At 64.9% G+C, this 12801-nt stretch carries 9 protein-coding genes; 5 read left to right on the forward strand and 4 right to left on the reverse strand.

The window, feature by feature from the left end:
• Positions 1 to 79: 79 nt before the first annotated feature.
• The 3 genes from AAHM40_RS08840 to AAHM40_RS08850 form a co-directional block, all read right to left on the reverse strand.
• Positions 80 to 1411, reverse strand: a complete 1332-nt coding sequence (locus AAHM40_RS08840; RefSeq protein WP_342244298.1) for an MFS transporter — start codon at positions 1409 to 1411, stop codon at positions 80 to 82.
• 70 nt (positions 1412 to 1481) lie between these two features.
• Positions 1482 to 2558, reverse strand: coding sequence for a C45 family peptidase (locus tag AAHM40_RS08845; protein WP_342244299.1), 1077 nt, complete (start codon positions 2556 to 2558; stop codon positions 1482 to 1484).
• 76 nt (positions 2559 to 2634) lie between these two features.
• The gene (locus tag AAHM40_RS08850) at positions 2635 to 4362 is read right to left on the reverse strand and encodes an amidohydrolase (RefSeq protein WP_342244300.1); all 1728 of its coding nucleotides are present in this window, start codon (positions 4360 to 4362) and stop codon (positions 2635 to 2637) included.
• 108 nt (positions 4363 to 4470) lie between these two features.
• Here AAHM40_RS08850 and AAHM40_RS08855 point away from each other — a divergent pair, with 108 nt between their 5' ends.
• Positions 4471 to 5388, forward strand: a complete 918-nt coding sequence (locus AAHM40_RS08855; protein WP_342244301.1) for a LysR family transcriptional regulator — start codon at positions 4471 to 4473, stop codon at positions 5386 to 5388.
• Positions 5389 to 5556: 168 nt separating this feature from the next.
• Here AAHM40_RS08855 and AAHM40_RS08860 read toward each other — a convergent pair whose 3' ends face one another.
• Positions 5557 to 6474, reverse strand: coding sequence for a LysR family transcriptional regulator (locus AAHM40_RS08860; protein ID WP_280283849.1), 918 nt, complete (start codon positions 6472 to 6474; stop codon positions 5557 to 5559).
• Positions 6475 to 6706: 232 nt separating this feature from the next.
• Between AAHM40_RS08860 and AAHM40_RS08865 the strand changes: the two genes are divergently transcribed.
• From AAHM40_RS08865 to AAHM40_RS08880, 4 genes are all read left to right on the forward strand, one after another.
• Positions 6707 to 8197: an aldehyde dehydrogenase gene (locus AAHM40_RS08865; RefSeq protein ID WP_342244302.1), complete on the forward strand. Its 1491-nt coding sequence runs from the start codon at positions 6707 to 6709 to the stop codon at positions 8195 to 8197.
• 156 nt (positions 8198 to 8353) lie between these two features.
• Positions 8354 to 9406, forward strand: a complete 1053-nt coding sequence (locus AAHM40_RS08870) for an ABC transporter substrate-binding protein (protein ID WP_342244303.1) — start codon at positions 8354 to 8356, stop codon at positions 9404 to 9406.
• Positions 9407 to 9551: 145 nt separating this feature from the next.
• Complete coding sequence (locus tag AAHM40_RS08875) at positions 9552 to 10955, forward strand: APC family permease (RefSeq protein ID WP_342244304.1); 1404 nt, start codon at positions 9552 to 9554, stop codon at positions 10953 to 10955.
• Positions 10956 to 11170: 215 nt separating this feature from the next.
• A complete protein-coding gene (locus tag AAHM40_RS08880; RefSeq protein WP_342244305.1) occupies positions 11171 to 12553 on the forward strand; it encodes an aspartate aminotransferase family protein in 1383 nt (460 codons plus the stop codon).
• Positions 12554 to 12801: the final 248 nt, after the last annotated feature.

Genomic DNA, 12801 nt, shown 5'->3' on the forward strand with positions numbered 1-12801 from the left:
CGGGCCCTGCTGGGCCCGTTCTTCATTTGAACAAGCGATGCCTTGGCGTGTGTGTGAAAGGGCGGTTCTTACAGGCCGCTCATGCCGACTGCACCACTTCCGCACCCACTCCGGTCCCTGCCTCCGCATCAATCGCTTCCATGCTCAGATGCGCCGTCTCCCGTAACAGGAACGAACACAGCGCCACCAGTACCAACGCCGCCGCGCCGTACGCCGCCACACCAAAGGGGCTACCAGTGGTGATCAGGATGGCGGTGGCCAGGCTGGAGGCGGTACCGCCGCCGAAGGCTGCGCCGATCTGGTAGGCGGCGGACATGCCGGAGTAGCGCATGTCGCGGGGGAACTGTTCGGCGAGGAAGGCCGGGATCGGGCCCTGGGTAGCGCCCATCAGTGCGCCGACCACGATGTACGCCATGCAGGCGATGGGCAGGCTGTGGCGACCCACCAGGGCGAAGAAGGCGAAGAAGCCGGCGGCCATCAGGGCGGCGCCGAGGATCATCACGGTGCGGCGGCCGATTCGGTCGGAGAGGCTGGCGAATAGCGGTGCGCTGATGACGATGGCCACCGACAGGGATACGTCGAACAGCAAGGCTTCGGTGCTGCCATAGCCCAGTTGCGTGGCGTAGGCGAGGAAGAAGGTGCTGCCGATGTAGGCGATGGTCACGTAGCCGAAGGCGATGCCGGTGCACAGCAACATTTCCCGGGGGCGCGAGCGCAGGGCGGCGACCAGGGGCAGGCGGGGGCTTTCGTTGCGTTGCAGCGGCTTGCTGGCGGGGTTGGACAGGCGTGCGTAGAGGCCGATCAGTACCAGGATGCCGCCGAGCCAGAAGGGGATGCGCCAGGCGAAGTCGGCCAGGTTGTCATCGTATGCGGTGCTGACGATGGCGAACACCGCAGAACCCAGGATGCCGCCGATACCGATGCCCATGCTGGTGAAGCTGCCCCACAGGCCGCGCTTGCCGCGTGGTGCCGATTCAATACCGAACAGCGCTGCGCCGCCCCATTCGCCGCCCGCGGCAAAACCTTGCACAAGGCGCAGCAGCACCAGCAGCACGGGGGCCGCGGCGCCAATGCTCTCGTGAGAGGGCAGGCAGCCGATGGCCAGGGTGGAAAAGCCCATCAGCAGCAGGGTGATCACCAGGGCTTTTTGGCGGCCGGCCTTGTCGCCGAGGTGGCCAAACACCATGCCGCCCAGGGGGCGGGCGAAGAAGCCGGCACCGAAGGCGCCGAACGCCACCAGTGTCGCGGTGAGCGGGTCCAGGTCGGGGAAGAACACCTGCGGAAAGACCAGGGCGGCGGCGATGCCGTAGATGACGAAGTCGTAGAACTCCAGGGCGGTGCCCATGCCTGAGACGAAGAACGTCCGGAGCGCCGATTGCGAACCCGTTGCCGGGGAAGGTTGATTGGCCATGTGCCTTTGCTCGTCTTGTCGTTGTTGGAGGGAGCTGTTGGCAGCCGGTGGCGCCGGCCGCCGATTGGGGTCAGAAACGCACGCTGCCCGAGCGGGCCAGTACCACCGGGTTGCCCGCGGCGTATTCCAGCTCGAACTGCTCGGTGTCGATGCCGATGGTGAGCAGGGTTTCCCAGCGCTCCTTGGGTGCCAGGGCCAGGTCCGGGTGGAAACAGATCGGCGCCTGCTCGCCCAGGTCGCCGCACATGGCGCTGGCACGGGAGGCCAGGGGTTTACCGGTCATGGCGTCCAGGTTGCCGTTCACATGGTCCAGGCGGGCGTAGGTGGTGGACACGTCCAGGGTGCGTTCGCCGGGAACCAGCTCAGGGGCGAGGAAGTGGTTGGTGTGGGTAATCCAGCCGTCCCCGCGTGGGAGTACCACGGCGGTGGCTTCGCGGGAGAGTTCGATGCTCGCCGCGCGGGGCGATGCATCCTGGCGCGAGAATACCGTCAGCACGGTGGACGCGCTGACCCGCGCCGAGCGGGCCAGCGCGATGGCTTCGTCCACGCTGCGGGCTTCTTCCAGCAGGCGCCTGGCGATGGCGTGCACCGGCACGCCGGCGCTGTCGTTGTCGCTGCGGTGGTGGAGGATGTTGAAGTGCAGGCCTAGGCCTGCACTGTTCACGCCGATCTTGCCGAGCATGCCGAACTCGGTGAACAGCTTGACCCCGAGGCCGGCTGTGCCGGTGAGTTGAAGCATCAGGCCATTGGGCACCAGGGCGTCGTGCCAGTCCCAGGTCTGGATGGTACGCGGGACCATGGCGCCGCGCGGGGCGAACACGGCGGTAGAGCATTCGCCTTCGGGCGGTGTCGGCATCACCGCGAGGATTTCCGTGCGGGCGTTCAGCGCCGCCAGTTGCCAGAGCGGCAGCCCAGCACCTTCTGCGGTGGCAGCCACTTCCTGGGCCAGTGCCGGGCTCCAGGCTTCCAGGGCGCCGAGGCTGGCTTCGCCCAGCTGGCGGACCTGGGCAGGATCGACATCCACCTGGGAGAAGAAATCGAGGTAGAGCGATACCGTCTGCCGGATCTGCTCCGCCCACCGTTCACCGATCTGTCGGCCACGGATCAGTGGGTTCTGGGTGTCGGTGACGAAGGTATGGACTTTCACTGCAAGTTACCTGTTGAGCGTTGGATTGTTTCGGGGCCGCACACCGGAGCGATGCCCTTTAGCGGGAAGAAGTGGTTCAGCGATTGCGGGTGAAGACATCGCGCCCGGCGAACCAGGTTTTCAGCACCTGGGTATCGCGCAGGGCCTCGGGCTCGACCTGGAACACGTCGCGGTCCAGCAGGATCAGGTCGGCCTGTTTGCCTGGTTTCAGCGAGCCGATCTGGTCGTCGAGGCGAATCGCGCGGGCGGCGTTCAGGGTGTAGGCCTGGAACATCGCCTCCCGGTCGATTTCCTCGGCGGCGTTCAGCACGCCTTTCGGTCCCTTACGGCTGACGGCCTGGTAGATGGCCTTCCACGGTTCCGGGGTGGTGATCGGCCAGTCGCTGGCGCCGGCGATGATGGCGCCGTTCTTCAGCAGCGAGCGGGCCGGGTACTGGTACTGGAAGGCCATGGCGCTGACATAGGGCTGGATCAGGTCGATGCTCAGCTCGTCGGCGCTGGCCCAGTAGAGCTGCATGGAGGCGATCACATCCAGCGGCTTGAAACGGGCGAACTCCCTCGGGTTGACCATCTGCAGGTGCGTGATGGAGTGGGGGATACCACTGTTGCGGGCCTTGCGCGCCTGATTGATGCCATTGAGGGACTCGCGCACCGCGCGGTCACCGATAGCGTGCACGTGCACCAGCCAGCCACGGGCGTCGGCGGCATCCACCAGCTCGCCGAAATGCGCTGGGTCGATCAGCAGCTCACCGCGCTTGTTGGCGTTCTTGTAGGGTTCCAGCATCGCGGCGCTCTGGGCCGGGTGTTCCGCCACGCCATCGGCGAAGACCTTGATGCCCGGCAAGCTCAGGTTCGGCACGCCTTGGAATTGCTGGCGCACCTTGTCGAGTTCGTCGAGGTCCTTGGGCGTGGCCTTGGAGTCGGCCATCAGCAGGGCGGCGACATGGGCCGTGAGCTCTCCAGACTCAGCCATCGCCTTGTAGGTGGGCAGCATGCCAACTGAACTGTTGTCTAGCGGCCCACCGGGAATCTCATTGGCCAGCGGGTCCATCCAGGCGGTAATCCCGAGGCTGTTGAAGTGCTTCAGGGCGTCGCGGCCGCCGGCCAGCAAATCGCGGTCGGAGGGCAGGGGGATCAGCTCCTGCGCTGCGTAGAAGCCGGCGTCCACAAGGAATCCATTGGGCTGGCCGCTTTCGTGGTGGCCGATGGTGGCCAGCGCTTCGCCCTTTAGGCGCTTCACCTTGGCGGCGTCGATACCGGCGCGCTTCAGCATGGCCTGGTTGGCCCAGCCGGTGTGGTAATCCCAGCCGGCAAAAAGGATTGGCGTATCGGCCCACTCGCCGTGGTTGAAGCGCTGTCCTAAGGCGTCGAGCTGGTCCCAGTAGCGGGTGGGCAGACCGCCGACTACCAGGAACTCGCCACGCGTCGCTTTGCCGTCTTCGCGCCACTGGCGCAGGCGCCGCTCCAGCTCATCCAGCGGAATCTCTTCGCCATTGAGGCTGGCCTGGCGCATCTGCAGCCCACCCTTGATCACATGGGCGTGGGAGTCGATGAAGCCCGGCATCAGCACCTTGCCGCCGAGATCCAGCACTTGCGTCTTCGCCTGCTTGAGCTTCAAGACCCGGGCGTCGGAGCCGACGGCCACGATCTTGCCGTTCTCGATGGCGACTGCCTGTTGCAGGGGTTGGCCCGGTTCGGCGGTGTAGACCTTGCCGTTGTGCAGGATGAGATCGGCGGATGCCATAGTTTCCATGGAAGAAAAGGCGAGCGCGACGGAGAGTGCCAGGGAGACAATCGGCTTCATGTGTGGGTGGCCTTGATTCTTGTTGGTCTGTGGGCAAAGACTAACCAGTCGGCCAGCCTGGAATAACGCCAGGCACGGCATAACTTCTTTTCTGAAGTGGAAATAAACATGGACCGATTGACCGCGCTGGGCATGTTCGTGGCTGCCGCCGAACAGGGTAATTTCAGCCGCGCCGCCGAGCAGCTCGGCACTACGCCGTCTTCGTTGACCAAGGCCATCGCGCAACTGGAAGAGGGCCTTGGCGCCAAGCTGTTCGAGCGCACCACCCGTCGGATGTCACTCACCGAGGCTGGGCACATCTACCTGGAAGGCGCTCGTCAGGCGCTGATGCAGTTGCAGCTCGCCGGCGAGGGGGTCGAACAGTTGCAGCACGAACTGCGCGGCAGCCTGCGCATCACCGCGCCGCCATCCTTCGCGCCGGCCTTCCTCAACGCCGTCTGCTGCCGCTTCCTACGCGAACATCCCCATGTGCACCTGGAGGTGGATCTCTCCGACACCTACGTCGATCTGGTGGACGGCGGCTATGACCTGGCCCTGCGCGATGGTCCCACCGACCTGCCCGGTGTGATCGCCCAGCCCCTGGTGGAGAACCGCATCACCCTCTGCGCCAGCCCCGCCTACCTGGCGAGTCGGGGCGGGGAGGTGACCCTGGACAATTACCTTCAGCACGACTGGCTGATCCTCCGGCATCCCTTACTCAACCGGCATTTCTGGTGGGTGACCAAGGACGATCAGCGCATCCGCCTGAACCAGCCCATACCGCGCGTGTCGAGCGACAACTACGATTTCCTGCTCGCCTGCCTGCTGGATGGCCAGGGCCTGCAGTTCATCCCGCAATGGAGCGCGGCACCTTATCTGGCGCGAGGCGAACTGGTTGAGGTGATGCCCGAGTGCTGGCGCGAACCGAGCGGCTTCGGCCCGCAGATCTACGTGCTCTACCTCACCCACCGGCGCAATACGCGCAAGGTGAAGGTGTTCATCGAGTACCTGAGGGGGTACTGGCAGGTGAACGGCGCCAGCGCGTGAAAGACACTGGGCGCGTTTTCTCGGACGCCGCCGTCGGCGCGCTCGACGCCTCGGCGAGGGCGAGTCCATCCAATTACAGGTTCGTAATTGGATGGGTTGAGGCACGAAACCCATCGGGCGGAGTGGCAGGGGATCGAATCGTTGGTTTTCGCTGCGCTCAACGCCAAGCTACGGAGCTTCGGCCTTATGGGCGAGACGCTCGCGGCAGAAGTCGACGAACAGTTGCGCAGGCTTGGTCAGTTGGCCGCGCTTGAGGCGGGCGGCCACCAGGCCGGAGGTGGCGACGGGTTCGGTGATGTCGACGGTGACCACCTTCTTGCCGTCGTAGGTGCATTCGGAGTGGGGGCGGGTGACCAGCAGGGAGAAGCCGAAGCCCTGGCCGACCATGCCGCGCACCATCTCGATCGACGGCGAGCTGAAGACAATGTTGGGCGTCAGGCCCAGTTCATGGAACAGGCTGACGAAGTAAGTGCGGCTTGGCTGCACGTCGAGCAGGATCATCGGTTCCAGGCAGAGGTCGCGCAGAGAGACCTGGGGCTGGCTGGCGAAGCGATGATTCTCCGGCAGCAGCGCGTAGGGCTTCTGCGGCGGCATCAGCGGTTCGGTGGCGATGGTGCTGTCCAGGTCGTGCTCGTAGAGGAAGGCCAGGTCGAAGGTGCCGGCGGTCAGACCTTGCACCAGTTCCTGCTGCTCGCCGTCGCGGATGCGGATGTCCACGCCGGGGTAGCGCTCGCGGAAGCCCGCGATCAGTTGCGGCAGGTAGAGCGGGGCGACGGTCTCGAAGCAGCCGATGTCGATCTGCCCGGCGACGATGTCGTTGTCGGCCAGGGCGTTCTGTTCGAATTCGCGCGCCACCCGCAGCAGCTCCTGGGCTTTCTCGTAGAAGCGCGCGCCGCTGGGCGTGAGGGATACGCCCTGGGCGTGGTGGCGGATGAACAGCTGCACACCGAAGCTCTCCTCCAGGCCCTTGATGGCGGTGGAGATGGACGGCTGGGCGATGTACAGCTTGCGCGACGCTTCGGCCACGCTGCCGGCCTCCACCGTCGTCACGAAATACTTGAGTTGTCGCAAGGTATAGGTAGCCACTGGCACCTCCGCTTCTTGTCGGCCGCTGGCGCTGTGCGGGCGGCTCATTCTTCTCGTGGTCGTGAGTGGCACCTTACCCCAGACGCGCAGTGTCAGGCCTGATGGGCTGCCGAGCTTTTTCATATGACTCGAGCATATTTTTAATAATTTTCCTCTGCCGGTAGCTGGCGCACCATCTGCCTCGACCCGAATAACAACATGACCGCGACGACGGTCGATCTGGGAGTGCAGCGTGTTAGAACTCGGCTATTGGCAGCAGAAAGCTGCCCGGCAAGCATTCACTGACAAGGCGCTGATCGGCGGCCGCCAGGTGGCCGCCGCCTCCGGTGCCACCTTCGACTCCATCAACCCGGCCACCAATGAGCTGCTGGCCCGCGTCGCCGCCTGCGGCGAGGCGGAGGTTGACCTCGCCGTGCGTACTGCGCGCCGCGCCTACAACGAAGGCCCCTGGGCGCGCATGGCACCGGTGGAGCGCAAGAAGGTGCTGCTGCGCCTTTCCGAACTGATGATGGCCCATCGCGAAGAGCTGGCCCTGCTGGACTCGCTGAACATGGGCAAGCCGGTGATGGATGCCTGGAACATCGATGTGCCCGGCGCCGCCCATGTGTTCGCCTGGTACGGTGAGGCCCTGGACAAGCTCTATGATCAGGTGGCGCCCACTGCGCCGAACGCCCTGGCCACCATCACCCGCGAAGCGCTGGGCGTAGTCGCCGCCGTGGTGCCCTGGAACTTCCCCCTCGACATGGCCGCCTGGAAGCTGGCTCCAGCCCTGGCCGCTGGCAACAGCGTGGTGCTCAAGCCTGCCGAGCAGTCGCCGTTCTCCGCCCTGCGCCTGGCCGAACTGGCGCTGGAAGCCGGGCTGCCGGAAGGCGTGCTGAACGTGGTGCCGGGCCTGGGCGAAAGCGCCGGCAAGGCCCTGGGCCTGCACCCGGATGTGGATTGCCTGGTGTTCACCGGCTCCACCCAGGTGGGCAAGTACTTCATGCAGTACTCAGCCCAGTCCAACCTCAAGCAGGTCTGGCTGGAGTGTGGCGGCAAGAGCCCGAACCTGATCTTCGACGACTGTCGCGACCTGGACCTGGCCGCTGAGAAGGCCGCTTTCGGCATCTTCTTCAACCAGGGCGAGGTCTGCTCGGCCAACTCTCGCCTGTATGTACAGCGCTCGATCCGCGACGAGTTCATCGAACGCCTGCTGGCCAAAGCTCGCGACTGGATGCCTGGTGACCCGCTGGACCCGGCCAGCCGTGCCGGTGCCATCGTCGACGCCGGGCAGACTGCGCGCATCATGTCCTTCATCGAAGGCGCGCAAGGGGAGGGCGCTCGGTTGCTCACCGGTGGTCGTCGCCTGTCCTTCAATGGTTCCAGCAACTTCGTCGAACCCACTGTCTTCGCCGACGTGAGCAGCGACATGCAGTTGGCGCGTGAAGAGGTGTTCGGCCCTGTGCTGGCCGTCAGCACGTTCGATACCGAGGAAGAGGCGTTGCGCCTGGCCAACGACAGCATCTACGGCCTGGCTGCCTCGGTGTGGAGCGATGACCTGCACCGCGCCCACCGCGTCGCCCGCGCGCTCAAGGCGGGCACGGTGTCGGTCAACACGGTGGACGCCCTGGACGTCACCGTGCCCTTCGGTGGTGGCAAGCAGTCCGGTTTCGGCCGCGACCTCTCGCTGCATTCCTTCGACAAGTACAGTCAGTTGAAAACGACCTGGTTCCAGCTGCGCTGAGGTCGCCATGACGACCCGGCCGCGTGCTCCTACGGTGCGCGGCCGCCCATAACGAGAAACACCTTCCTGTCGCGTGGTGCACGCGCGGGTTCACGGCTTCCTGGCCACGACTGCCTCAGCAACTGACCACAACTTACAAGTAGTGAGGGAGTTTTCATGCTCAAGTCCTTACCGTGCATCCGTGTCGCCTTTGGCGTCGCCCTGCTGGCGGTCGCCGGTGTACCCGCCCAGGCCCAGTCCTCCAGCCTCACCGTGATCTCCTTCGGCGGCGCTACCAAGGCAGCCCAGGATGCGGCCTATTTCAAACCCTTTGAACAGAGCGGCGCCGGCAAGGTGGTCGCTGGTGAGTACAACGGCGAATTGTCCAAGGTGAAGGCGATGGTCGACATCGACCAAGTCACCTGGGACGTCGTTGAAGTGGAAAGCCCCGAGCTGTTGCGCGGCTGCGAGGAAGGGTTGTTCGAGCGTATCGACCCAGCCCTGCTCGGCGAGTCGGCCAGCTACATGCCCGGCACAGTCAGCGAGTGCGGCGTGGCCAGCTACGTCTGGTCCATGGTGCTGGCCTACAACGCCGACAAGCTGGCTGCCGCACCTGCCTCCTGGGCGGACTTCTGGGATACCCAGCGTTTCCCGGGCAAGCGCGGCCTGCGCAAAGGCGCCAAGTACACCCTGGAAGCCGCGCTGCTGGCCGACGGGGTAAAACGCGAAGACCTCTACAAGGTGCTGGAAACCCCGGATGGTGTGACCCGTGCCTTCCGCAAGCTGGACCAGATCAAGCCCCATATCCAGTGGTGGGAAGCCGGCGCCCAGCCGCCGCAGTGGCTGGTGGCAGGTGACGTGGTGATGTCGGCCGCCTACAACGGTCGCATCGCTGCAGCGCAGAAGGAGGGTTCCAGGCTCGCCATCGTCTGGAATGGCAATCTCTACGACCCGGATCACTGGGCCATCGTCCGTGGCAGCCCGAACAAGGCCCTGGCCGAGCGCTTCATCGCCTTTGCCAGCCAGGCGGATACGCAGAAAACCTTCTCCAGCCAGATCCCCTACGGTCCGGTCCACAAGGACGCCTTGGCCGCACTGCCCGCCGCCACTCAGATGCAACTGCCCACCGCGCCGGCAAACCTGGCCGATGCGCAATTGGTCAGCGCGGAGTTCTGGGTCAACCACGGTGAGGAACTGGAGGAGCGCTTCAACGCCTGGGCAGCACGTTGAACATTGCGCCCCGCAGACGCCGGAAGTGCGGCGAGCGGGCGGGGCGTGACTGGCGGGGCCGGCCCTTACCGCGCCCTGCAATACCAGGCTCGTCGGTGGTTATGGCCGGGCGGGCCAATAACAAGTACAAGATCGGGAGAATGTCATGAGTGCAAGTGTGTCTGTTCCTGCCCATGGGCAGGTGGAAGAAGGTGGATTCCGCCGCGTGCTGGGCCTTGGCGCGTTATTGGCGGTGGCGATCGGCCTGGTGGTGTCCCAGGGTGTGATGGTGCTGATGCTGCAGGGCGCCGGTTTCTCCGGGTTGGGCTTCATCGTCCCGCTGGGGCTGGCCTACCTGCTGGCCCTGAGTTACGCGTTTTCCTTCTCCGAGCTGTCGCTGATGATTCCCCGTGCCGGCGGCCTTTCCAGTTACACCGAGGTTGCCCTGGGGCATTTCCCGGCCATCCTGGCGACCTTCTCCGGTTATGTGGTGGTCGCGATGTTCGCCTTGTCGGCCGAACTGCTGCTGCTCGACCTGATCGTCGGCAAGGTCTATCCGGGTGTGTTCCCGCCCTTCAGCATCGCTTTCGGCGTGCTCGGCCTGTTCACCGTGCTCAACCTGATGGGCATCGACATCTTCGCCAAGCTGCAAACCGCCCTGGCGGTGGTGATGGTGATCGTGTTGCTGGTGCTGGGCCTGGCCGCCGTCGTTGAAGGCGCGCCCACCGAAACCGCCAGCACCGTGCTGCACGGCGACTGGAACCCCATGGGAGCGGGTGTGCTAACCCTTACCGCACTGGCCGTGTGGGGCTTCGTCGGCGCCGAGTTCGTCTGCCCGCTGGTGGAGGAAACCAAGCGTCCCGAGCGCAACATCCCGCGCTCAATGATTATCGGCCTGACCGTCATCTTTATCACCATTGGGCTCTACTGCCTGGGCGCACTGTTCATGGTGCCCACCGAGGCCCTGACCACCGACGCACTGCCGCATTACCTGTTCGCCACCACGGTGTTCGGCAAGGCGGGTGAGGTGTTCCTGGTGATCGCCGCGGTTACCGCCACCTGCAGCACCCTGAACACCTCGCTGGCGGCCATCCCGCGCATGCTCTATGGCATGGCGCAGAACGGCCAGGCTTTCCCGCAGTTCAAGCTGCTCAGCCCGCGCGCCCGCACGCCCTGGGTGGCGGTACTGTTCGTGGCCGCCATTACCGGCCTGCCGATTCTGGTCATGGGCCAGGATGCCGCCTCCATCAACCTGCTGCTGCTCGCCGCGGCCCTGGCCTGGCTGCTGGCCTACATCATCGTGCACCTGGATGTAATCGCCCTGCGCCGTCGTTACCCGGCCATCGCCCGTCCGTTCAGCACGCCGTTCTATCCGCTGCCGCAGCTGTTCGGCATCGCCGGCATGCTTTACGCCATCTGGTATGCCTCGCCGAGCCCGGACATGACCGGCAAGATTTTCGGCATTGCCGGTGTGGTGCTGGCGCTGGTGTCGCTGATTGCCGTGGTCTGGATCAAGGTCGTGATGCGCAAGGACCTGTTCCGCCCTGAGCCACTGGAGCAGATCCAGTGACACGCCGCGACTGAAGGCAGGGGCGGGCGACATGCAGTTCGTCGCCCGGATACCTGCCCGCGTGCCCGGCATCCTGCCGGGCATCGGGCGCCTGGGCGCTAGGCGGGCAGGGCAGTTTTTTCGTATAGCTCGAAGACATATTTAATATTTTCCCTGCCCATCGGCTTCGGCCAGCATCGGCACAGCTGAATAGCGGGAAGAGGAGACCCCCAAAGATGAACGCTCAATTCCAGGCACAACGCGAAACCCGTGATTACCAGGCAGCGGATGCGGCCCACCACATCCATGCCTTCCTCGACCAGAAGGCGCTGAACGCCGAAGGGCCGCGAGTGATCGTCGGTGGCGAGCGCCTCCACCTCTGGGACAACGACGGCAAGCGCTACCTCGACGGCATGTCCGGCCTGTGGTGCACCAACCTCGGCTACGGCCGCAAGGACCTCACAGCCGCTGCTACCCGCCAGCTGGAGCAGCTGCCGTACTACAACATGTTCTTCCACACCACCCACCCGGCCGTGGTGGAACTGTCGGAGCTGCTGTTCAGCCTGCTGCCGGGCCACTACAGCCATGCCATCTACACCAACTCCGGCTCCGAAGCCAACGAGGTGCTGATCCGCACCGTACGCCGCTACTGGCAGATTCTCGGCAAGCCCGAGAAAAAGGTCATGATCGGCCGCTGGAACGGCTACCACGGCTCCACCCTGGGTGCCACGGCGCTGGGCGGCATGAAATTCATGCACGAGATGGGCGGCATGCTGCCGGACATCGCCCACATCGATGAGCCTTACTACTTCGCCAACGGCGGCGACCTGACTCCCGAGGAGTTCGGACTGCGCGCGGCTCGCCAGTTGGAAGAGAAGATCCTCGAACTGGGCGCCGACAAGGTTGCCGCCTTCGTTGCCGAACCCTTCCAGGGGGCCGGCGGCATGATCTTCCCGCCGGAAACCTACTGGCCGGAAATCCAGCGCATCTGCCGCAAGTACGACGTGCTGTTGTGTGCCGATGAAGTGATTGGTGGCTTCGGCCGTACCGGCGAATGGTTTGCCCACCAGCACTTCGGCTTCGAGCCGGACACCCTGTCCATCGCCAAGGGCCTGACCTCCGGCTACATCCCCATGGGCGGCCTGATCCTCAGCAAGCGCATGGCCGAAGTGCTGGTCGAGCAAGGCGGTGTGTTCGCCCACGGCCTGACCTACTCCGGTCACCCGGTGGCAGCTGCGGTGGCCCTGGCGAACCTCAAAGCACTGCGCGACGAAGGTGTGGTGACCCAAGTGAAGAGCGACACCGGCCCTTACCTGCAGCAGTGCCTGCGCGAAGTGTTTGGCAACCACCCGCTGGTGGGCGATATCCAGGGCGCTGGTCTGGTTGCTGCGTTGCAGTTCGCCGAAGACAAGGCCACCCGCAAGCGCTTCGCCAACGAGAACGACATCGCCTGGCGTTGCCGCACCATCGGCTTCGAGGAGGGGCTGATCATCCGCTCCACCCTCGGCCGCATGATCATGGCGCCGGCCCTCGTGGCCACTCGTGCCGAGATCGACGAACTGGTCAGCAAGACGAAGATCGCGGTGGATCGCACCGCGCAGGAGCTGGGACGCCTCTAGTCCCGCTACGGACCGCCGGCGACCAGGGCCGGCGGTCCTCTACCACAGCTGCTAGGCAGTGTTACGGCGCCCGGGATTGCTGCCCGCGCGCCGTTTTTTTGTGCCTGGGTTTCGCTGCCTGGTACATGCCCTTCGGGGCGAGTTCATTCCTCCAACAAGCCGGCCAATCCTCCCCAGCGACCAGTGGTCGAAGAGAATATATTGCGCATGTAATATTATGAGTGTAATTTAAGTTCCTTGCTCGACCC

This window comes from Pseudomonas sp. OTU5201, from assembly GCF_038440135.1.
In the GTDB taxonomy this organism is placed as follows: domain Bacteria; phylum Pseudomonadota; class Gammaproteobacteria; order Pseudomonadales; family Pseudomonadaceae; genus Metapseudomonas; species Metapseudomonas resinovorans.